Below are 24,892 nucleotides of genomic sequence, written 5' to 3' on the forward strand. Positions count from 1 at the left end.
CTGTAAATTAACTACCACCATAAAGCGATTTCAGCCCGGTAGATTGCTGTGACAGGTTAGCCTTGTTTTCCAGCCCTTTAACCAGCGCCAGCAGGTTAGTGCCATTAAATACACTGCTGTCAGAAGCAGCGTATAAATACGCGTCTAATTCATCCAATGCAGCGTGCAGTTTCGGGTCGTGGGTTATCTGCTTCAGCTGCGCTAACTGTTTCAGGTTGCTGTTGTTGTTGGTGGTGTTGGTGGTGTTGGTGGTGTTGGTGTAACGCAGGCTGGCCCATTGCAGTAGTGCGCTGCGGATAGTTGCAGCATCATTGTTTCGGCAGGCATTGGTGAAGGCTTGCCAGTGTTGTTTCTGAGTCTGTGCATCTCTGGCTGAACTGCTTGTTGATGTTGCTTCTGGCGACGCGGTTTTAGCATGACGCATGCGCCATAACCAAAACACACTGATGATATTACTGATCAACAACAGGGCAGAAATGACCACCCAGATTCCCTGATTGTGTGGCGCTTCAGCAGATGCGGCTTGGGCTTGTGTTGGGTGTGGGAGTGAGTTTGGCAGATTCTGGCTGGCTGCTGCCGATGGCCCGGAAACGGAAGGAGTTTGTATGTTGGTGGCAGCGGCAACAACGACAGTACGCGACGGCAATACCGCATAATCAACCTTCTGTAGCTGAGTATTCCACCAGGGAACACGAATTTCCGGCAGTACCAGTCGACCTTCTGCAGTGGGCACCACGGCCATGGACTGTTCCAGTTCACCTTGTATGCCTGCTTCAGTCAGGGTTTCAGCGTGGTTAGACTGATCCGGGTAGTAACGCAGTTTATCAACCACTGGCAGAGCAATGGCAGGCAGCTGGCTACCGGTCAGACCTTGAGCGGTTAAGCGAATGGTACGTGTAACGGGCTCTCCCACTTTCCAGTTTTGCAGGCTTTCTGAGTAGGTCTCACTGATACTGACTTTAGGACTTGGCAGCCAGGGGGATTGTGGGTACTCCGCGGGAATCGGAAGTACATTAATCTCAATCGGTTTACTCACTACACTGAGTGGTTGACCACGACTCCAGCGGTCATAAGGGTTCGGGATTCGGCCGCTAAAGCGTTGTCCGGGAATAACCAGTGTGCCACTTTCCTCTGGGAAAACAGCATACTGTCGTTCATAAACACCAAAGCGTTGCCCTTCAATAATGGTCTGATAAGAACGAACTTCTCCTAATTGTTGAACACGAGCATCGGTGACCTGAAAGTCAGACAATGACGCACCTTCCGGAGAAGTCGCGTAATAAAACTTTTCGGTATAGAGAATTTGCCCCTGAACATATGCCGGGCCTTCACTAACGCGAATATCAAAAAAGAATTCATTGGCGAGTTTTTCTTTAACCGAAGATGAAACCGCCTGTACTTCTATCTGGATTGGTTGGGTGCGGGAGCCGCCAAAATGAATGGCCGGAATGGTTAGTGTGCCGGTGCGCTTCGGTGATAACACAATGGCCCAGTCGGTAAAATATTCGGAATTCCCATTAACTGAACGAAACTGGGTCGATTGTTTTTTATTCAGAACCCGGAAATCCTGTTCCAGAGGATCAAGATCCGGGCTGCGAAAACTAACCTGTTCGTTATAACGCAGCAGCAAGGTGAAGGTATCGTTTTCACCAACGACTTTACGATCGACACTGGCGGTCAGATTCGCTGCCAGACTCTCCGTAGAGATCAGTAGGCTGGCTATTAGCAGCAAGCCAATAATCAGCTGTTGGCTAATCGGCGTGTGTTGTGCTGGCTTAACAGGCATTACCATAAAACATCCTCCTGTTGGTCGTTCTCTCCGGCTTGCTGGCGATACTGATAAAGAAATTTTCGCTGTAATAAATTGCCGGGTTCATCGGGAATTCGGTTGAGCCACTGTTGCATAGCGGCTTGTTCTTCGCGGCTCAGGTCTGTTTGGGGTTCGGTTTGGTGTTGAGCTTGTTGAGTCTGATTTTCCGGTTCGGCGTTTTCTTGTGCTTTTTGCTCTACGTTTGCTTTTGACTCTTGCTCCGCGCTTTCCTCTTCTTCTTGCTTCGCGCTTTCCTTCGACTTTTGCTCGGCTTTCTCCCTTGCTTTTTGTTCTGCAAAGGCATCATCTTCCTGACTGGATTGGTTTTGTTCGGAAGCGTTTTGCTGTTGACCCTGCTCCTGTTGTTCAGGGCTTTGTTGTTCAGAATTCTGTTGCTGATCAGAACCTTGCTGTTGTTGGTTTTGATCCTGGTTTTGCTGTTGCTCTGAACCTTGTTGATTCTGCTGATCTTGTTGCTGGTTTTGGCCTTGCTGTTGCTGTTGCTGTTGCTGATTCTGTTGCTCTTGCTGCTTCAGAGCCTGCTCAACCAGTTGGCGATTGGTTTTTGCGTCCTCAAAATCAGGGTCTTGTTGCAACGCTTCATCGTATGCCGCCAGTGCTTCCTGATACTGACCATTCTGCGCCAGTGCATTGCCATAGTTGTAACGACCTGTCGCGGTTTGATTATTAGCAAAAGCGTCGGCCGATTGTTGGAAGTCTCCGGCCTGATAAGCAGCAACACCTTGCCAGTCAGGGTTGTTAAAGCGAGATGCGGCTGTTGCCGGATCTGACGCTATTAACTCAGCCCCTTGCTGATCCGGGGTGCGCCATAAATTTTGCCAGAAGGATGGTGAATTTTGCTCGTCAGCCAGAACATTGGTCGGCTTAAATAGCGGAGCAATGATCAATAATGCAAGAATAACGGTAGCCGGAGAGGCGAATAACACCCCGCGACGAAACAGCATTAGAACAGCCGGTAAAAGCAGGAAAATCAGCCAGTACCCCTGGTCATGCCATTGATCAAACTGAGTGTGCTGTAAAGCATTCTGATCATCAAAATATTGCTGCTGGTGCAGCAGGCTTTGCCAATCGCTGTCATCAAACCTCAGAGGCTGCCAGGGGACGGATAACTGTTGTGATAATTCACGAATTGGTTCCAGGTCCAGTTGTGGTAATACAATATTGCCACTGCCGTCTCTTAAAAAGCCGCTGTTGGGTACGGCAATCGGAGCGCCTTCTTCGGTGCCAATCACCAATAATGATAATTGAAAGCGCTGGGGCTCAAAGATGTTCTGAATTCGTTGAATATCTTTATTCTGAATGCCGTCGGTGATTAATAATAATTGCGCTCTGTTAATACCAGAGTCATTCACCAGCTGTTGCGCGAGGGCAATGGCTTTATCCGGGCGGCTGCCGGGTTTGGGCATAATAAAAGGCGATAATGACGGCAATAAATTCTGAATAGTATCGTGGTCATCGGTTAGTGGCGTCACGGTATGTGCTTCACCGGAATAACTGATTAAAGCCGTCAGTCCATCCTGGCGGGCACGGATAATATCGGTAATTTTCTGAATCGCCCGGGTGGTGCGATCCGGTTTGATATCCTGAGCGGCCATCGACAACGACATATCCAATAAAATAACCAGCGCATCCTGATTTTTTTGTACCGGAGCCGGTAATTTCTGCCAGCTTGGCCCGGCCAGTGCCAGAGTGGTTAATAACCAGGCAATTAACACCAGCCAGCTACCGTTACGGCTCTGTTGTTGTACCGTGTTATCCAGCAGGTGTGGCAACAAATGGGCATCAACGGCTTTGTGCCATTGACCACGACTGAGCTGACGTTGCAGCAGTAATACAAACACAACCAGCGCCGGAAGCAGAGCCAGTAACCACATTGGGCGCAAAAAATGAAACTGCTGCAGCCATTCCATTATTGAGCCTCCTTTTGGTTATGAGAGAAGCGACCCGGTATCCAACGCTGAAAAAAAGACAACTGTTGTAAGGCGAGGAATAAACTCATTACAAAGGCCATCAGCAATGGCCAGTGGTATAAATTCTGTTGTGGGCGATAAATTTCCGGATCTTTTTCGGTGGGCTCCAACTCGTCAATAAACTGATAAATGTGCTGAAGCTCTTCACTGTTGCGGGCGCGGAAAAAAACACCACCGGTTTGCTGGGCAATCTGGCGTAACGCGCTTTCATCCAAATCGCGGGATGGGTTAATACGCCGGGTGCCAAAGAAGCTCGGTACTTCCATGACATCTGCCCCAAGGCCAATGGTATAAATTTTTACTTTATTTTGTGCTGCTAACTCAGCGGCTTTTAACGGTTCCACTTCGCCTGCGGTATTGGCACCATCGGTTAATAAAATCATTACCCGGCTGTTTTCCGGATGATTTTGTAAGCGTTTAATGGTCAGACCTATGGCATCACCAATGGCGGTTTTTTTCCCGGCCAAACCAATCTGTGCCTCGCTCATAAATTGTTTAACCGTTGCACTATCAAAGGTTAGTGGAGCCTGCAGATAGGCGTTAGAGCCAAATAATAACAACCCTAATCTGTCCCCCTGGCGTTGCTCAATAAAGTCGGTCAGTACCTGTTTCACCACAAATAAACGGTTAACCGCACGGTTATTCCAGCTCATATCCTCCGCCTCCATACTGGGTGAAATATCCACCGCCAGCATCAGGTCACGCCCGCTAATTGGTAATTGCACTACATCGCCTGAGTGATAAGGACGAGCCAGCGCCGTTAACACACATAGCCAGATTAACAGGGGGAATAACCATTGTGAGCCTTGCCCCCGAATCGGTTGATTTTGCGGTGCATGTTGTTGATTCCATAACGATAACGATGGAACCCGCAATGCAGCCTGTTGAGTTTTTACTTTGGGTATAAAAGCACGAATAACCCAGGGTAATGGCAGTAATAAAAATGCCCACGGCCAATGCCAGCTCAGTTCCATGACGAGGCTTCCCTATTACTATAAATGTGGTTGCTATGGATATGTTTCAGCCAGTTCTGGCAGGCGTTAAGTAAATCTGCGGTATGTGTAGCGCTGAACGGCAAATCGGCAAGTTGTTCGGACGGGCAGTATAACCCCTGCGCCAATGCTCGGGCGTTAGCTTCAATAAATACGGTTTTACCCGCAGACTGATTTAAAAACTCAACCCATGGTTCGCCGCTGAGTGATAAACCCGCTGGCAGACGTTGGCGGCAAACACGTTTTAAAACATGATTAACCTGTTGCAGCAGCAATTGGTTATTCTGATGTTGTTGCCAGTTTTTATAGCACACACGTAATTCAGCACGTGCTGCGCGTTGATATTGCTTCACCCGATAATGGCGCAATAACCACCATGCCAACAGCCCCAGCACGACCAATGTACTGATAAGTAATAGCCACCATCCAGGTGCCAGTGGCCACCAACTGATGGCTTCGGGTAAGTGCAACGCTTTTAATGGCAAAGCCTGAGAGGAGGGTGAAGGTAATGCTGCCGGGTTCATCCTGCTCGTCCTATACCCAGGCCCAGGCGCAAGAGAGTGAGCGGGTCATCATTGGTTGCCAGAGAAATTAATGGCACTTTCAGGCGAGACATATGCTGCGCCAGCTTTTTTTGTTGCTCTATAAACGACAAATGATGCTGTTCACGCAGGTGTTGTGAGTGAGTGTCGAGCACCAGTCTTTGTTGGCCATCGGTAAGGTTGTATAAACCGGCCGGTGGCAGTTCGGCTTCCATTGGGTCGGAGAGTTGAATGGCGGTGATTTCACTATGACGACCGATATTAAAGAGCTGATGTTCACACTCGTCATCAAACCCCTGCCAGTCGCTGATAAAAAAGATGGCGCTGCCCGGGCGAATCACGCGCCGTAAATGACGACAAATCTGCCGCATACGGTTGTTGCTGTTGGATGGCTGAGAACGAGGCAAATCAGCCAGATTATGCAGCAGTTGTAACACCTGTTTACGGCCCGTTTTTGGGCGTAAATCAATTTCTTGGTGATCATTAAAAATCAGCCCGCCAATACGATCGCCATTCGCCAGTGCTGACCAGCCGAACAGAGCGGCAATATCGGCAGCTAACACACTTTTTAAGGTACGCCGGGTACCAAACTGCATATTGGCGCGCAGGTCACACACAATCATCACCGGGCGTTCGCGTTCTTCACGAAAGAGTTTGATATGCGCTTCACCGGTGCGGGCCGTGACTCGCCAGTCCATCGCACGGATATCATCACCGGCCTGATACTGGCGCACTTCGGCGAAATCCAGCCCACGACCACGAATGGCTGAGGTATGGGTGCCGGCCAGGTCGTTTAAAATCCGTTTTTGTTTATGCAGTGGTAGCTGATTTGCCAGATCTCTTAACGCCACGAGGTTGGCTGGCAGAATCTCAACACCGCTGGAAAAGCGCTCGTTCAGCATGATCAGCCTACAGCCACTCGCTGAATCAGTTCGTTAATTACCCGGTTGGCGGTCATACCGCTGGCTTCTGCTTCAAAACTCAGTAACAAGCGGTGGCGTAACACATCATGCAGTACCGCTTGTACATCGTCCGGGCTGACGTAATCGCGCCCCTGTAACCAGGCATGTGCCCGGGCGCAGCGGTCGAGGGCAATGGTGCCACGCGGACTGGCGCCAAACTCAATCCAGCTGGCTAAGTCGTCGCCATAATGTTGCGGCTCACGAGTTGCCATAATCAACTGCACAATATACTGCTCAACCGGTTCACTCATATGCAGTGCCAGTGCTTGCTGGCGAGCGGCAAAGATATCGTCCTGAGTCAGGCTGATATCTGTTTCGTGGTTGATCTGTTGTGCTTCTCCGCGCGCCAGTCGCAGGATTTGTTGTTCGGCTTCTGCATCCGGGTAATGGATGGTGACGTGCATCAGAAAACGATCCAGCTGCGCTTCCGGCAGCGGGTAGGTGCCTTCCTGCTCAATGGGGTTCTGGGTGGCCATCACCAGAAATAACTCGGGTAAGGAACGGGTAACACCACCAACCGTGACCTGGCGTTCGGCCATGGCTTCCAGCAGAGCACTTTGTACCTTGGCCGGTGCACGGTTAATTTCATCCGCCAGAATCAGATTGTGAAAAATCGGACCGGCCTGAAAATCGAATGTTTGTTGCTCCGGGCGATACACCTCGGTACCTGTGATATCGCCGGGTAATAAATCGGGCGTGAACTGCACCCGCTTAAAATCACCTTCCAGCCGTTCAGCCAGGGCATTAATGGCTTTGGTTTTTGCCAAACCCGGTGCGCCTTCAACCAACAAGTGACCATCTGCCAGCAGACTGATTAATAAACGTTCGACCAGATGAGGCTGGCCGATGATTTGTTGTTGCAGCGATTGCTTAAGTTGTGCAAATCCTTGTTGTTCCGGAAACTCTTGTTGAGTCATGTGCACCAATTCCTAGAGCCTTGTTTTAAAAACGATTTTATTGAATATCAATGCCGGGTCAATGGTTATCACTGAGTCACTGATATAAGTTTCGTCGAGTGCTGTCAGGGAGTGTAAAGGGGGTTTATGATGCTTCTGCTTATCGGGTGACGATATTAGAGGAAAGATGATAAGGCTCTTTTGTAAGTAGCTGCTACAGTTAAAGAAACTGTATTTGTTACAAGGAATGCTCCATGTTAACTGCTTTGCACCAACTGATTGCTGATCGTAATGATGAAAAACAGGCTGAGTTATTAAAAGACTTTTCAACGCTTTATTATTCGGCCGCGCCAATGGAAGAATTATTGGCGCGCTCGGTTGAAGATTTATACGGCTCAACCCTGTCGTGCTGGCAGCTGATTCAGAGCCGTAAACCCGGAGAAGCCAAGGTACGGGTATTTAATCCGGATCATGAAAATCATGGCTGGCAATCTCTGCATACGGTGATTGAAATTGTCTGCGAAGATATGCCGTTTCTGGTGGATTCGGTACGGATGGAGCTGAATCAGCGTCAGATGTCTCTGCATGCCATTCATTATTGTGCCATGCACCTGCAACGCAATAAGTCGCATAAACTGCAAACCAAAGCGGACGCCAATGGCAAGCGTTGGCAACAGGCCGACGACAAATCCACCGCCGAAGCGATTATTTATATCGAAATAGATCATCACTCCGATCCTCAGATACTGGATGATCTGGCGCAGGAATTGTTATCGGTTCTGTCTGAAGTTCAGCATTGTGTCGAAGACTATGATGCCATTCTCAGTAAAGCGAATGATGCGCTGGCGCTGGTTGGCAGCAGCAAACAATTTCCGGCAGCTGAGCGTAAGCAGGCCAAAGCCTTTTTGGAGTGGATGAAAGACAACCATTATACCTTCCTGGCGTATGATGAATTTACCATCACACATTCAGCACAAGGGGCGGAGGTTGAACGTGAATTATCGGCAGACCTCGGAACGTTCCGTTTCCGCAGTACCGATAAAGCACAATCTGCTGTGCGTGAGCTGGATGCCAATACCCAGCACTTTATTGAACAAAAAAGTCTGATTTCGTTTCTGAAATCCGGTACCCGCAGCCGCGTGCATCGCCCGGCGTATCCGGATTATGTAGTTATTAAGCGCTATAACGACAAAGGTGAATTGATTGGCGCGATGCGCTTTGTGGGCCTGTACACGTCGATTGTGTATATCGAAACGCCGAATAATATTCCGATTATTAATGACAAGCTGAAGGAAGTTCGTCAGCTGTCTGGGTTCTCCGAAAGCAGTCACAGTGGCAAAGAACTAAACCGTATTCTTGAAGTGTACCCGCGCGATGAATTATTCCAGTCCAGCGCCAGAGAGCTGACAGAAACCGCGGTTGCGATTCTGAATATTCAGGAACGTCGTCAAAGTCGGGTATTTTTACGCAAAGATAAATACAGTAAGTTTTTATCCTGCATGACCTATGTTCCCCGGGATATTTACAATACCGAACTGCGGCAAAAAATTCAGCAGGTTCTGGAGTCTGAATTTAAGCCTTTGGATGTTGAGTTTAATACCTATTTCTCGGAATCCATTCTGGCGCGTACTCATTTTATGCTGCGCCTGAATGCCGAGGAAGAAATTGAATTTAACGCTGACCTGATCGCCCGGAAAATTACTCAGGTGGTGCGATCCTGGCAGGACGATTTACACATTGCATTGACTGAGCAGGTCGGTGAAGAAAAAGGCAATATTCAGTTCCATTGTTATCGTGATGCCTTCCCGGCCGGTTATCGGGAAAGTTTCACTGCTCGCACAGCGGTAACCGATATTCAGCATATGGAAACGCTGCAAACGCGCGAAGCCGGTGAACTGGCCATGAGCTTCTATCGAGAGCTGGAAGAAGCACCCGACCAGTTACGTTTTAAACTCTTTAACCGCGATACTATTTTGCCGTTATCCGATGTGATTCCGATTCTGGAAAACCTGGGTTTGCGGGTGCTGGGCGAACATCCCTATGAAATCCATTTGGGTGATGGTAAAAAAATCTGGATTCATAACTTCCTGCTGAAATACGACCTGGCCGACAGCATTAATATCTCGGAAGTGAAATGCCTGTTCCAGGAATCGTTCCGCGCTATCTGGCAGGGGCGTGCTGAAAATGACAGCTTTAACCGCTTAGTGCTGGGTGCTCAGCTGGGTTGGCGTGATATTGCTTTGTTGCGCGGTTATGCCCGTTATATGAAACAAATCCGTTTTGGTATTTCTGAAGCCTATATTGCTGAGACTTTGGGTCGTTATATTCCGGTCAGTGCAGGATTAGTGGATTTATTCCATCAGCGTTTTGGTCTTAGTGAGGTAAAAGACGAAGTTCGTCAGGCTCAGGTGGAACAGTGTGAGCAAAAACTAATTGAAGCACTGGACGGTGTTGATCAGCTTAATGAAGATCGTACCATTCGTCGTTATATTGAATTAATTAATGCCACGCTGCGGACCAACTTCTTCCAGCCGGATGAAAGTGGTGATGCCAAGGATTATATTTCGTTCAAAATAAATCCGGCGGCGATCAGTGATATGCCGTTACCGCGACCGGTGTTTGAAATCTTTGTCTATTCTCCGCGTATCGAAGGGGTGCATTTACGTGGCGGTAAAGTTGCCCGTGGTGGTTTGCGCTGGTCAGACCGTACTGAAGATTTCCGCACCGAAGTGCTGGGGCTGGTAAAAGCGCAGCAGGTGAAAAATGCGGTGATTGTGCCGGTTGGGGCAAAAGGTGGTTTTGTTGCCAAGCAACTGCCAAAAGACGGTGGCCGTGATGCCTTTATGGCCGAAGGTATCGCCTGTTATCAAACCTTTATCAGCGCCCTGCTGGATGTGACCGATAACCTGGTGGAAGGTGATATTGTTCCACCTAAAGCCGTGATTCGCCACGATGAAGATGATCCGTATTTAGTAGTTGCTGCCGATAAAGGCACCGCAACCTTCTCCGACATCGCCAATGAAATTGCCGTTAATCGCGGTTTCTGGATGGGGGATGGTTTTGCCTCTGGTGGCTCGATTGGTTACGACCATAAAAAAATGGGTATCACCGCCCGCGGTGCCTGGGTATCGGTGCAGCGTCATTTTCGTGAACAGGGGCATAATGTTCAGGAAAAAGATTTCAGCGTGGTTGGCATTGGTGACATGGCCGGTGACGTATTTGGTAATGGCATGTTGTTATCGGAGCATATTTGCCTGGTCGCTGCGTTTAACCATATGCATATTTTTATCGACCCATCACCCAATTCGGCGGCCAGCTATGTTGAGCGTCAGCGTTTGTTCGAATTACCACGCTCCACCTGGGATGATTACGATAAAAAACTGATCTCCAAGGGTGGTGGTATTTTCTCTCGTGCGGCTAAGAGCATTCCTATTTCTCTGGAAATGAAACAGGTCTTTGGTATCAGTGAAGACCGCATGGCACCGAACGATTTAATCAGTGCGTTATTAAAAGCGCCGGTCGACCTGATCTGGAACGGCGGCATTGGTACTTATATTAAAGCCAGCAGTGAAACCCACGCCGATGTGGGGGATAAAGCTAACGATGCCCTGCGTATTGATGCTCGTGAAGTTCGCGCCAAAGTTATCGGCGAGGGTGGTAACCTCGGTGTAACCCAGTTAGGACGAATTGAATACGGCTTAAATGGTGGTGCTTCCTACACCGACTTTATTGATAACGCGGCGGGGGTTGATTGTTCGGACCACGAAGTAAATATCAAGATTATGCTGAATGAAATTCTTGATGCCGGTGATCTGACCCGCAAACAGCGTAATCAAACCTTTATGGAAATGACCGATCAGGTCGCGGATCTGGTGCTGATGAATAACTATCGTCAGACACAGGCCATTGCGTTAGCGTACCGTGATTGTCAGCTGCGTCTGGATGAATACGTGCGTCTGATGCGTGACTATGAAAATAAAGGCAAGCTGAATCGTGCGTTGGAATTTTTACCGGATGAAGAAATTCTTGCCGAACGCCGTGCCTCGTCGTTTGGTTTAACTCGCCCGGAGTTATCGGTATTAATTTCTTATACCAAAGCGGATTTAAAAGAATTACTCAATCACCCGGATATCAGTTCGGATGGCTATATTTCCGATATTCTGAAAACTGCCTTCCCACAGCAATTGTCTGAACAATTCTGTGAGCCTATGTATAACCACCGGCTGCGCAGTGAAATTATTGCTACCCAGCTAGCCAATGATATGGTGAATTATATGGGCATCACTTTTGTGAATCGCCTGCATGATTCAACCGGCGCTAGTATCAGTGATATTGCCAGAGCCTACCTGACGGCACGGGATATTTTTGCCTTACCGGATTATTGGCAACAGATTTCGGCACTGGATTATCAGATTGATACCCAGGTTCAGGAAGACATGATGTCGGATCTGATGCGTTTAGTACGTCGTGCAACGCGCTGGTTCCTGCGTAATCGTCGGGTTAGTGTTGATATTGCCGAAGAAGTGGAACGTTTCCGTGAACCGGTACAGTCGATGATGACGTCGCTGGGAGATACCTTAAAAGGCTCAGAGTTAGCGCGCTGGCAGGAGTTGTACCAGCAGCGGGTTGATGCCGGTGTGCCAGAATCACTGGCGGCGATCAGCGCAGGCACCTCAAACCTGTATTCCAGCCTTGGCATTATCGAAGTCGCAGCACAAACCTGTGCGACCTTACCAGAAGTGGCAGAAACCTATTTTGTGATTGGCGAACATTTATCACTGAACTGGTTTATGCAACAGATTAATGCCTTGCCGTCTCCGTCTCACTGGGAAGGGTTAGCGCGGGAAAGTCTGCGCGACGATCTTGACTGGCAACAACGCGCTCTGACCGAGGGCGTACTCGGGTTGGTGCAACAGCACGACGGTGACCTGATTAAAGCACTGGAGGTGTGGGAACAAGAGCAAGCCGTGCTGGTGGATCGCTGGCAGCGGATGTTGGGCGAACTGAAAAACGTCGATGTGGTGGAATTCCCAATGGTGTCAGTGGCACTGCGGGAATTATTAGACCTGGCACAAGCCAGTCGTCATTTTCGCGTGTGTGAGTAGTGATTAATTCGGGGTGTTATTAACTCCCTGAATTATTGTTAGCCCCAAAGCAAAGGCCTTCTCAGTGAATTACTGAGAAGGCCTTTTTATTTACAGGGAATGATCTGGTTCTTTGTTACTGTTTTTTAGTAAAAAGTATTTGCTTACTTTGTTAGTTGTACTTAAGTCTTCTCATCTTATTCAAACAAAAAATAGTGAAGTAGCTTGTAGGCTGAATTAGCTGAATGGACTCTTTAGTCAAAGGGAATTGTATATGGATATACTTTCACGTAGTAATTTTTTCTTGCGTGTATGCTTTGTTGCATATTTATCATTGTTAAGCGTAGAAGTTCTAGCGGTTAGTCGACCCCCTTCAGATTCTGATTCTGATGGTGTAGCAGATGTTTCTGACAGTTGTAGTAATACCCCTTCTGGAGAAGCTGTGGATACAAATGGTTGCTCCGCTAGCCAGCGTGACAGTGATAGTGATGGGCATAACGATAGTGTTGATGCTTTCCCGAATGATCCTACGGAATGGTCTGATCTTGATCGTGATGGCATAGGTGATAATACCGACCCTGATCGCGATGACGATGGTGTTTCCAACAGTTATGAAATCCAGGTTGGAACCAACCCAAACGATGCTCAAAGCCGACCCTCAGACTTAGATGCTGACGGCATCCCAGATTCCCTTGATGATGATCTTGATGGCGATGGTGTTGTTAATTCTTCTGATGTTTTTCCAAATGATTCTTCGGAGTCGTCTGATTTAGATCACGATGGTGTCGGTGATAACGCTGATACAGATCGAGATGGGGATGGAATTTCTAATGAATTTGAGGTGCGTGCTGGAACAAATCCCAATGACGCAAATAGCAAACCATCAGACTTAGACTTAGACGGTATTCCAGACGTATTTGATGATGACTTGGATGGAGATGGAGTAAACAATTCTGATGATATTTTTCCAGGTGACGCGACAGAGTCATCTGATCTTGACGGTGATGGAATAGGCGACAATGCTGACGATGATCGTGATGGTGATGGTTTTTCTAATACTGTAGAGCAACAGCAAGGTACAGACCCAAATGATGCTGGAAGCCGACCAACAGATATGGATGGTGATGGTACTCCAGATTCTCTGGATCAAGATCGTGACGGCGACGGTATCCTTAATGCGGATGATGTTTTTCCAAATGATGCTTCAGAATCCTCGGATTTAGATAATGATGGTATTGGTGATAATGCCGATACCGATCGAGATGGTGATGGGGTTTCTAATAGCTATGAAACCCAGGTTGGGACTGATCCTAATAATGCAAACAGCAAACCAGCAGACCTTGATGCTGATGGCATCCCAGACTCTCTAGATGATGACCGGGATGGTGATGGTGTTAATAATTCAGGCGATGCTTTTCCTGATGATGCTTCAGAAACTAAAGATCTTGATAGCGATGGTATTGGAGATAACTCTGATCCAGATATAGATGGTGATGGTGTTGATAATGCAGCTGACAGATTCCCAAGAGATCCGGCTGAAAATGCTGATTTAGACGGGGATGGGCTGGGTGATAATGCTGATGCAGATCGTGATGGTGATGGAGTCGATAACACGGATGATGTATTTCCATCAGATTCAACAGAGTCATCGGATTTAGACGGAGACGGTATTGGTGATAATGCAGATACCGACCGGGATGGCGATGGCATATCTAATGTGCTGGATGTATTTCCGAACGATCCATCTGAATCTGTGGATTTAGATGGAGATGGTATTGGTGATAATGCCGATACAGATCGTGATGGTGATGGTGCTACTAATGAGATTGAGATTCAGGTTGGTACCGACCCCGATGATGCTGGTAGTGTGCCTGAAGACCTGGATAACGATGGAATCCCGGATGGGCTGGATGATGATATTGACGGAGATGGTGTCAATAATGACTCTGATGCATTTCCAAGAGACCCGTCAGAAACGTCGGACCTGGACTCCGATGGCATTGGTGATAATGTCGATATAGATCGTGATGGAGATGGCGTAAATAATGATGCTGATGCATTTCCATTAGACGCAACAGAATCATCAGATTTAGATAGAGATGGTATTGGTGATAATTCTGACGCCGATCGTGATGGGGATGGCATCTCTAACGTAATGGACTTATTTCCAAATGATCCATCTGAATCTTTAGACTCAGATGGTGACGGTGTCGGAGATAATTCAGACGTCGATCGTGATGGCGATGGTGTTGTAAATACTGAAGATGCTTTTCCTGATAATCCGGGTGAACAGAGTGACTATGATCGGGATGGGGTCGGCGATAATTCAGACTTAGATATCGATGGCGATGGTGTCGGAAACGCCGGTGACACTTGCCCTTTAACGGTGATTGGTGCTTTAGTTGATGCAATAGGTTGTTCTGCCGGTCAGCGTGATACAGATAATGATGGTATTGCTGATGAACTCGACCAGTGTCCAGGTACCGCTGCTGGTACAAATGTTGATAGAAACGGCTGTGAGTCATCTATCTATGACAATCCAGACCTTCTTAGCCAAGATAATTACATTGTTGGGACAAATCAGAGGGACTTTATATTCGCTTCTGATGGCGAAGATGTTTTAACCGGTTTAAGTGGAAATGATATTTTACTCGGAGGTAAAGATAACGACATATACAAAATAGGACAGGGAGAGGGCCACGATTTAATTTCTGACTATCATGGGGTTAATACAATCCATTTCATTGATGGAATAACTTCATCTGATGTACGCACAGTATTTAAGTCAGGTAATGACTTGATTTTGAGGGTCGTTGATGAATCTAATACTGTTCGTATTCAGAATTTTTTTACTGTACTTAATACTATTTCAAAGGTGACTTTCGAGCGTGGTGGTGAAATTGATCTTAGTCAGTTTTATTTAAGATTTTCTGTTACTCCTCCGCTGGGTGCTGGAATCGCCAAAAAAATGATGTTGGGTTCAAATTACTCTGAAAATTTTTATGGAACTGATGATGATGAAGTAATCATCGGCGGTGCTGGTAATGACATATTGTTAGGTGATACAGGTGATGACTTCTTAGTTGGTGGTTCTGGTGATGACGTATATTTGATTGGAAGAAATCATGGGGTTGATGCTATTTTTGATGCAAATGGCAATAACGAAATACATTTTGAATCTAGTGTTGTTTTCTCAGATGTTTCCAGTGGCCTGGTGAAGTCTGGTGATGATTTAATTTTACGAATTGGTTCTGACGGAGACCAGATAATAATTAATAGCTTTTTTATAAGCTCTAATACTATTAGCAAAATTTTATTTAACTCAGGGGGACAGATAACGGCTGAACAATTATATGGTGTATTTAATATCCCATCCCCAGGTCAACAACTTCAGATATTAGATGTTCTGAGCCACGTTAATGATGGCTCAATACCAGATGATGACTCTGATGGCATTAATGATGTTATTGATCTGTGCCCTGACACGCCTGAAGGTTTGCATATTAATATAAATGGTTGTGCATTAATACAACTCGATTCAGATGGGGATAGCGTTAATGATGCTGTTGATCTATGCCCGGCAACGCCTGAAGGAAATTCAGTAAATCCAGAAGGATGTGCAGCTCAAGAAGTAGATACAGACAGAGACGGTATCCCAGATATCAGAGATCAATGTCCACAAACTGATGGAGGCTTGGATACTGATATTGAGGGCTGTGCTAATAATCAAAAAGATACAGATGGAGACGGTATTAGTGACGACCTGGATTTTTGTACGGAAACAAATTCTGGTTTAAGTGTAAATGAAAATGGCTGTGCGTTATATCAACTTGATACAGATGGCGATGGTATTGATGACAGTTTAGATATGTGTAGCAATACAACGCTCTCAGAAGGAAGTGCAACAAATTCAGCAGGGTGTTCATACGGCCAACTCGACTCAGATCTGGATGGAGTGGTCAATGCTAATGATCCGGATGACGATAACGACGGCGTAGTCGATGATGAAGATATGTTGCCGGATAATCCAAATGAATCTTTGGATACCGATCGTGATGGTATTGGCAATAATGAAGATTCAGACGATGACAACGACGGTTATTCAGACGAGTTTGAAGCCGAACACAATACCGATCCCCTGAACAAAGACAGTCGTCCAGGTACGCTTCGCGCAGCTGTAGCTACTTCACTGGTGCCAAAAACAAATCGTACAACATCATTCTATACTAATGATGATGGTGACTTGCAAAAAGGCCGAGATGTCAACCTCGTACGTGATGAACTCAAGCAGGTTGTTTATGACCGGGCCAACGGGTTGGTTTGGCAGGATTTTGCTGACTCAAAAGAGTTACAAATTACATGGGATGAGGCAAAGCAATATTGTGCTGATTCAACTCACGCTGGGATAATAGATTGGCGTTTACCAGGAGGTAATGAATTATTTTTTATTGGCGACTTTTCTCAAGTTGAAGATCAGGATGATTACACGAACTCTGTGTTCAAGTATTCATACACCCGAGATACATCACACTCTAAGTCGTATGAGTACTGGACAGATGAATTGGTCGGGACTAGAAATCGTACAGACTATGTTAATACAATTGACTTTCATCAGAGAGGTTTATATCAGAGGACAGGAGATAGTCGGAACAATGTCCGCTGTGTTAGTGGTGATAAAACTTTTGTCACCCGGTTAACGCGTGGATCAAGTGTAAGCACTGATCTCTCAACACAGCTTATGTGGCATGATCTGCCAGAAATATCTTCAGAGCAACGGACTCTAACAGATGCTTTGGAATACTGTGAAAATTTAAATATTAATGCTGTAGAAGACTGGCGACTTCCTAATTTATTTGAATCCCAAACAATTAGTTTACGCCAATGGGATTCAGGTGTTTTTATCAATAAAATTCCTCTTAGAGGAGCGCATTGGTGGACAGCCCATACAGTAAACGAAGGATCAATGGTACGAACGAATCAGGATTCACTTGCAAGTGATTCTATTTTACTGCGCGGGAATAGTTTTGAAGCTTATGTAAGATGTGTACGCGATTATCACGCTCCAGTTGCCATTGTAAAAGCACCAGCCGAAATCGATATCAGTCAACCGTTATTGTTAGATGGTAGCCAGAGTTATGCTTATGACGGTGAAGTTCAATCTTATCGTTGGTTTAATGTAACTACGCGAGAAACATTAGGGCATGAAAGTGAAGTTACAGTGAATAATACAGATGTCACCAATGGTATTAACGAAATTATTTTGGATATCGAAGATAAACACGGTATTAGTACGATTCACAGGTTAAGAATTGAAGTAACAGGAGAAGTCAATCAGGCCCCTGTTGCGAACGCGGGAGCTGATAAAATAGTTAATGATGGAGATGAAGTCACATTTGATGGATCTGGAAGCTCTGATGAGAACGGTTACATTACTAGTTATGAGTGGACATTAAACGGGTCCGTTGTTAGTCGAGAATTAAGTTTTACAAAGTCAGACTTATCAGTTGGTGAGCATATTATCCAATTAAAAGTTACAGATGATCAGGGAGGAAGTGATACAGATACTATTAAAATATTAGTGGAAGAAGCGCCGCCTGTTGCTATTGCAGGGCAGGATAAAACAGTAAAAGAAGGCGACTTAATCCGGTTTGATGCTTCTGGTAGCTATGATTCGAATGGCTCTATCGTTAGTTATGAATGGGTTCTCGATAATCATCTTCTTAGTAAAGAACCTGTCTTTGAAAGTGACAGTTTAAAAGCCGGAGACTACATTATTAAATTGATAGTAACTGATGATGATGGACTATTTGATGTCGATGAGATTTCGGTGGCAATCTCTGAAAACCCTATCGTTACTGGAATGACACAATGTTCACCATTAGTTGTTTCAGATGACTCGATGTATACCCCCCAATACCCTGACTCAGATATACCGTGGGCAGGGTCGAGTGATAATACAATAGAAAATATCGAGTATTCATTTAATTATGCTCGCTTGAAAGACCCATCTGTTTATAAATACCTGAAGCTGCCGAATCAATTGCTGTGGGATTCTTTGTCTACTTCTGAGAAGGGGCTTTATATACTCAACTCTGAAAGAGAAGCCCGGGGCTTAAAGCCTTTTGCTGGCGTTGATAAATCCATCAGTATGGTAGCTCAACAATATGCTGAGTATTTGTTCGACCGAAACCTTCGAATCAGCCACATCGCTGATGGGCGCACGCCAGCACAACGGATGGATGCTGATGAGTATATAAGAGGCAACAGGGATTTATGGTCTAACTCAACAGAATCTCTCGCCAGTAGTGTCAACTTTACAGAAGATATTGATCTCGCTGTAATAAGAGCCATTTATTCTTGGATATATGCCGATAAAGATTGGCACAAGGACTTTGATTGGGCAACAGGGCCTGAATTTGGCCACCGAGATCATATGTTATCTTCTGGTTGGAATGAAAACTCAGGTTCGGAATTCTCTGAAGGAGCCGTTGGTTTTGGTGTTGCATCGGGTCAATACGACCCTAAGGTTAATAATCCAATCCATATAGGGCAAGTGATTGTTATCAACACAGCTGATGAATCAAATACATGGGATACCTCGCGTCTTTCAACTGTGGATACATCTCAGGCACACTTGTGTTTGCCTGTTCAGGAAATAGACCTTAGCAGCTCTGTTAATGTTAACAACTTGTTACAGCTAGCAGTGAATCCGCCTGAGTTGATATTGAATGTCGGTCAGACGCAACAATTAACGGTTTCAGGTTATATGAATGATGGGGCAACACTGGATTTAACCAGTGAGGCCAATATCGAAGAAAGCCGTGCATCGCTACTTTCAGTCGAAAGCGGCAATATTACTGCTATTCGTCCTGGTCAGGTTGAACTCGTTATTCAAGCTGGAGAAGTACGCACATCATTATCTGTCTTAATTACAGAAGCGCTGCCTGAAAATCTTTCAGGTTGGAGTGGTATTGATTCAGAAATATCCCTGTATATTCCAGGCAATAGCAGCTATTGGACCTATGATCCTAATGCTCGCAGTGAAAATCCGGTAGAAGTCCCTGAGGGAGGAACCCCTTATTATTACAACTTTGACCCTCGTCCCTTTGGTTCATATTCAGCTAAAGAAATGTCTGTTTATACAGGGTTAGTCGTTGATGAAAATGAATCGCCACTGAGTGGTGTTATGGTGAGGTTTGCGAATGAACCACGCCTCGGTTCGGTAGTCACGGATTCCGATGGACGCTTTATTATTGCGGGTCCAAGTGGACATCAGTCATTTACTTATCAATCATCCCGGCGTTTAACGGTACAACGAACAGTGTTTGGTAGCGCTTCAGAATGGCAATCAATCGATACTGTTCAACTTCTTCCGTTTGACCATAAACAAAGTCGAATTTCTCTTACATCTGGTGTTGCACAAGTTCATCAGTCAAGTGTCGTAACCGATGCATCGGGTAGCCGGAAAGCAACGGTTGTTTTTAATGGGATTACTGAAGCACGAGTCCGTTCGCGGGATGGGTCTGAGAGAGTTCTTGATGAGTTCTTATTTTCCGCTACCGAATACAGTACACCGGCTTCTATGCCAGGCTCTTTACCCGTAGAGTCAGCATTTACTTATTGCACAGAGTTACACGTTGCGGGTGTGCGATACGATGATACCGTTGTATTTGATGGTAACGTCACCTTGATGGTCGATAATTTCCTGGGCTTTGATGTGGGCGAAATTGTTCCAATTGGTACCTACAACACTATTTCAACTCAATGGGATGCCAGTGAAAACGGTGTGATTGCAATGGTTGTTGACAGTGATAACGACGGCACTATTGATGGTTTAGATTACACCGGTGATGAAATACCGGATGATTTGGATGGGAATGGTGACACGACATCTGAGGCTGTTGGCCTTCAGGGTTACAGTCATGGTGATACCGTTATGTGGGGGCAGACGAATCATTTCTCTGCCGCTGATATGAATTATGCCCAAGAAGGAGATGAGCCCGCTGAAGAAATAAACTCTGAAGAAGGAGATGAAGATCCGAAGGATGATGAAACTGAATGTCCGGGATCATATGTTATGCCCTATCAGCAATCATTCCATGAGGATATTGAAGTTGCTGGTACTAATCTGACTCTGCATTACAACAGTCAGCGAACGAAAGACTACAAACACAAAGTAACATTAGCTGTAAGTGGCGATGAATACCCGGAACGTGTCCAGCGTATGGTTGCAAAACTTGAAATTGCAGGTCATGTTTTTGAACAGGAATTTATTCCGCAGGAAAACCTAGACGCAATCTTTATCTGGGATGGTAAAGATATTACTGGGAAATATGTACCAGGAACGGTTCGCGGAAAACTCAGTATTGGCTATGAATATCAAACGAATTACCTGAGTAATGGTAATGCTGCCGATGATGGGCTGACATTGGATGACTACCCTGTTGCCTGGGCAACCATTGGTGATAAAGCAACTCAGGTTGAAGGTCGCCAGGCATTTATTGCCTGGACTGAAAAGGGAGTTGAATTAAAAAATAGCTTTGCTTCGCAGCTGGCTGAGGGCTGGAGTTTGTCGAATGTTCACGAATACGATGGTGTTAAGACAGTTTATCGTGGAGATGGCTCGGCTGAAGACCTAATTAACTTGAGTAATATCTTAACTACGGGTGCAAGTATTAGTTATTACGACGGTGATGATGGTTACTATCAGGCAAAGGAAATAGAAGAAAACTATCGAATTATTCAGGTTCCATATTATGTGGACCGAGCAAATAACCTAACTAAGCAGCAGAATGTGCTACATGACCTGAATACCGATTTATTGTGGAACTTAAATGAACAGGCTCCTTATGTGACATCAAGTTCTGCGGCAGAGAATTACTGTGCTTCTTTGAATGATGATTATGACCTTGAACATCCATGGCGCTTGCCGATATTCAAAGAGATCGGTTATGCCATTCGGAAATCCAGTGGTGAAGAACACTTTGTTTATGGTCAGAATATTGATAAATGGGCTCAGCGAGAATATGGAGATAATCCTCAGCTTGCTGTCTGCGTGAGTGGTACTCCATTAAATGAGCGATTTGCACAAAGTTTAAGCCGAGATGAAGCTGCTGGCATTGTGAATGATCAGCAAACTGGATTAATGTGGCAAGATACGAATGAAAATATAACCCTAACCGTGAATTGGGAAGGGGCTATCGATTACTGCGAAGCCAATACCCACGGTGGATATGAAGATTGGCGCTTACCGAACATTAATGAGCTGATTTATGCTTTCCCAAATGACGTTTTTGCTCATCAAACTTCATTTTCAGACGATTACCGGCCAGAAGAATACTGGATAAATGCCGACTTTCGTCAACCTTATTGGAGTTCTACTACTTCTCGCCTGAGAAACAGCAGAGCATGGGCTGTAGAAAGTTCGGGTTTTAATTCCGGGAGCTATGTCAAAGAAGATAGTTATTATGTTCGTTGTGTTCGCGATAGCCAAACAGCTTTTCGTAGCCCTTATGTTTTCGATAGCGAAGGAAAGCATATAAAAACAGTGGATCTTGACTCTGGAAAAACGCTCTTAACTTACCAATACAATGAAAATAGCCAGTTGATTAAAATAATCGATCAACACGGGAATACGATTGAAATTGAGCGAGATAATGGCAGGCCTACGGCCATTATTGCTCCGGATGGGCAAAGAACTGATTTGCAAATCAGTGCAGTTAATAATCTGGAGCGGATTAGTTACGAAGATGGTGTTTTTTATGAATTTGAATATCGAGGATCTTTATTAACCGATAAAGTTGACCCCAGAGGGCATCGCTACACGCACGATTTCGATGCTGATGGCCGAGTCACTCAGGCAACCAATCCTGAAGATGGGCAGTGGGATTTTTATAATAATTACTTAAGCCAGAACCAACAGGAATACGGCTACTCCACTGCCGAAGGGCAGACATACAAAACACTGAGATCAGTACTTGATGATGGCAGTGTACGCCGGCTAACAACCTACAAAGATGGCTCAATGCTGGACCGTATACTGAGTGCCGATCAACTGAGTGAAACACTCTCGACCTGTGGTGTGGCGACTGACATTACCAATGTGATTGATGACAAAACCCAGGATGAAATTCCCTCCCGAATTGTCACAACCCAGCCCAGTGGTTTAGTGAATACCTTAGTCATTGATAAACAATACGGCAGTGAAGGAGCGGATTTTTCCCGATATACCGTGACCATGACGGAGAACGGCGATGCCTCAACCATTGCCGTCGATGCAGAAGCTGGAACGCGCGTTGTTACCTCGGCAGAGAATCGGGTTTCAACCTACTATAGCGACTCTGATACTCGTCAGCTGACACGAGTTACCCGATCAGGGCTCAGTGATGTTGAATATCAATACGACAACCGAGGTCGCATTATTGAAGAGAAAATAGCTAACCGGGTGACGGCCTACACATACGATCCTGTTGGCCGTGGACAGGTGACTGCTATTACGGCACCAGACGGGAAAGTCACCCGCTTTGAATACGATGTTCGTGATCGTCTGAGCAAAACTATCTACCCGGATGGGCATAGTGTGATCAATCGTTATGACCATAATGGCAATTCAACCGCTTTAGTGGTGCCAACGGATGAGACACATGCCTTTACGTCGAACAAGGTGAATAAGGTAGCGTCACACTCAACACCGTTGAATCAAACCACCCGCTATGAATACGACCGAGACCGACGTTTACTGGCAACAGTGCTGCCATCAGGCCAGCGTATTGAAAATACCTATAACAATGGTCAGCTGATAAATACCCAAACACCCGAATCCACCATTACCTATGGCTATCAATGTGGTAACAAACTGGCCTCTATCAACGAAGGTGGAGAAACGCTGATTTACGAATATGACGGCGATCTTCTCACCAGTATTGAGTATCAGGGCGAGCTGGATGCCACCATTGGTTATCAGTACAACAGCGACTTCGATGTCAGCCAGCTCAATTATGCGGGTGAAAGTACATCCGTGAATTACGACAAAGATGGCCTGTTAACTGCGATTCATGATTATCAGATTCATCGTAATGTCTCGCATGGTTTACCAGAAACCATCACGGATAACACCCTGACTCAACAGCGGATGTTTAACGGTTACGCAGAAGCGGAACAGCTCAATCAAACCGTGGATGGCAAAGCGACACTGAATCATCGCTTTATCTACAACACCGTGGAGCAGATTACTCAAAAAACCGAAGTCATCAAAACCGGTGTGGGTGAACAAACTCATATTTATGACTACGAATACGACGATAAATATCGCCTCGATAAAGTCAGCCGTAACGGCATTGTTATTGAAAATTACGGTTATGATGCCAACGGCAACCGAACCACGACCACATCTACGCTGCGCAACGTCAGCAACATCATTGCTAACTACAACATCGCCGATCAACTGATCAGCTTTGGTAATAAAGCCTATGAATACGATGCTAATGGCCGGTTAAGCAAAGTCACTCGTACTACCGATGATAACGCTCAAATCGTCACCACGTATCAGTACGACAGTCAGGGCCGGTTACTCAAGGTAATCACTCCTAATAAAACCGTTGAGTATCAACACAACGCCTTGGGAAATCGGGTTGCTAAATTAATTGATGGTGAAGTCACCGAAAAATACCTGTGGCAGAACAAAACCACGCTGTTAGCCATTTACGATAAAGACGACAATTTGAAACAACGGTTTGAGTACACACTGGGGCATGTACCCACCAGTTTTACTCAGAATAACCAGCGCTATTATATTCTGACGGATCAGATTGGTTCACCAAAACTCATCGCCGATGAAAACGGCAACACCGTTAAACATCTGGATTACGACAGCTTTGGTAACCTGATCACAGACAGCAACCCAGACTTTGCAATACCGTTTGGTTTTGCCGGAGGCCTGCAGGATAATGACACAGGCTTAATCCGCTTCGGTTATCGGGATTACGATCCGGAAACCGGGCGTTGGACGGCCAGAGACCCGATAGGGTTTGCGGGTGGTGATACCAACCTGTATGGGTATGTGTTGGGTGATCCGGTAGGGTTTATTGATCCAAATGGACAAACACCACTTGCGGTGGCAGGTGCAATTGTAGGTGGTGTTATTGGTGGAGCCACTTCGTTTTATAATACTGTAAGTGGCTATACTGATTCTGGCCAGTCGATTAATTGGACTAATGTCGCAGCTCAATCTGCTATTGGAGCGATTTTTGGATCAATTAATGGTGCTGTACTGCCTGGATCTAAGTTAGGAGATCTAGCAGATGCTGGTGGGGCAATTACTTCTTCTGTTGTTGGAACATTATTGGATGGGGGAAGTCTGAATGACGCTATATTAGCGGGTTCAATTTCGTTGGTTTCTAACGTATCAGGTAGCACTATTGGCGAGTCAATACAAAAACGAATTGGCCAAGGAATTGATGCTCCGGCAGCGATTTTACACGAAGTTGCATCTGGATTAACAGCTGCTCAGAAAATAATTATAGCTCAAGTTCTAGCAGCTGTAGCTGGTACTTCGATTGAGGAGGCTAAAAGGCTTATTGAAGAGGCGTTAAATGGGTGTTAGCAAAAAAAAATATT

The 24,892-nt window shown here is 45.8% G+C and carries 8 protein-coding genes; 2 read left to right on the forward strand and 6 right to left on the reverse strand.

The annotated features are described in order from the left end of the window. Positions 1-7: 7 nt before the first annotated feature. The 6 genes from ACO05E_RS14360 to ACO05E_RS14385 are packed head-to-tail and all read right to left on the reverse strand — an operon-like array spanning position 8 to position 7,214. The gene (locus ACO05E_RS14360; protein ID WP_421722745.1) at positions 8-1,792 is read right to left on the reverse strand and encodes a BatD family protein; all 1,785 of its coding nucleotides are present in this window, start codon (positions 1,790-1,792) and stop codon (positions 8-10) included. After that, positions 1,786-3,741, reverse strand: a complete 1,956-nt coding sequence (locus ACO05E_RS14365) for a VWA domain-containing protein (RefSeq protein ID WP_421722746.1) — start codon at positions 3,739-3,741, stop codon at positions 1,786-1,788. The genes ACO05E_RS14360 and ACO05E_RS14365 overlap by 7 nt, the downstream gene beginning before the upstream one ends. Then, entirely contained in the window at positions 3,741-4,775 is a 1,035-nt protein-coding gene (locus ACO05E_RS14370; protein WP_419810183.1) for a vWA domain-containing protein, read from the reverse strand. Before ACO05E_RS14370 ends, ACO05E_RS14365 begins: the two co-directional genes overlap by 1 nt. After that, positions 4,766-5,317 (reverse strand): DUF4381 domain-containing protein, encoded by a 552-nt coding sequence (locus tag ACO05E_RS14375; protein WP_419810184.1) that lies wholly within the window; start codon positions 5,315-5,317, stop codon positions 4,766-4,768. The genes ACO05E_RS14370 and ACO05E_RS14375 overlap by 10 nt, the downstream gene beginning before the upstream one ends. After that, the gene (locus ACO05E_RS14380) at positions 5,314-6,237 is read right to left on the reverse strand and encodes a DUF58 domain-containing protein (RefSeq protein WP_419810185.1); all 924 of its coding nucleotides are present in this window, start codon (positions 6,235-6,237) and stop codon (positions 5,314-5,316) included. The genes ACO05E_RS14375 and ACO05E_RS14380 overlap by 4 nt, the downstream gene beginning before the upstream one ends. 2 nt (positions 6,238-6,239) lie before the next feature. Beyond that, the gene (locus ACO05E_RS14385) at positions 6,240-7,214 is read right to left on the reverse strand and encodes an AAA family ATPase (RefSeq protein ID WP_419810186.1); all 975 of its coding nucleotides are present in this window, start codon (positions 7,212-7,214) and stop codon (positions 6,240-6,242) included. A gap of 233 nt (positions 7,215-7,447) precedes the next feature. Here ACO05E_RS14385 and ACO05E_RS14390 point away from each other — a divergent pair, with 233 nt between their 5' ends. After that, positions 7,448-12,298 (forward strand): NAD-glutamate dehydrogenase, encoded by a 4,851-nt coding sequence (locus tag ACO05E_RS14390; protein ID WP_419810187.1) that lies wholly within the window; start codon positions 7,448-7,450, stop codon positions 12,296-12,298. Between the two features lie 253 nt (positions 12,299-12,551). Next, a complete protein-coding gene (locus tag ACO05E_RS14395) occupies positions 12,552-24,878 on the forward strand; it encodes a DUF1566 domain-containing protein (protein WP_419810188.1) in 12,327 nt (4,108 codons plus the stop codon). The last annotated feature ends 14 nt before the right edge of the window (positions 24,879-24,892 follow it).

This window comes from Bacterioplanoides sp., from assembly GCF_965226395.1.
GTDB lineage: Bacteria > Pseudomonadota > Gammaproteobacteria > Pseudomonadales > Oceanobacteraceae > Bacterioplanoides.

Bases quoted from the DNA above. Each gene is read 5' to 3' on its own strand.
- ACO05E_RS14395 (WP_419810188.1), top strand. From the start codon at position 12,552: ATGGATATACTTTCACGTAGTAATTTTTTCTTGCGTGTATGCTTTGTT.
- ACO05E_RS14375 (WP_419810184.1), bottom strand. From the start codon at position 5,317: ATGAACCCGGCAGCATTACCTTCACCCTCCTCTCAGGCTTTGCCATTA.
- ACO05E_RS14360 (WP_421722745.1), bottom strand. From the start codon at position 1,792: ATGGTAATGCCTGTTAAGCCAGCACAACACACGCCGATTAGCCAACAG.
- ACO05E_RS14365 (WP_421722746.1), bottom strand. From the start codon at position 3,741: ATGGAATGGCTGCAGCAGTTTCATTTTTTGCGCCCAATGTGGTTACTG.
- ACO05E_RS14380 (WP_419810185.1), bottom strand. From the start codon at position 6,237: ATGCTGAACGAGCGCTTTTCCAGCGGTGTTGAGATTCTGCCAGCCAAC.
- ACO05E_RS14370 (WP_419810183.1), bottom strand. From the start codon at position 4,775: ATGGAACTGAGCTGGCATTGGCCGTGGGCATTTTTATTACTGCCATTA.
- ACO05E_RS14385 (WP_419810186.1), bottom strand. From the start codon at position 7,214: ATGACTCAACAAGAGTTTCCGGAACAACAAGGATTTGCACAACTTAAG.
- ACO05E_RS14390 (WP_419810187.1), top strand. From the start codon at position 7,448: ATGTTAACTGCTTTGCACCAACTGATTGCTGATCGTAATGATGAAAAA.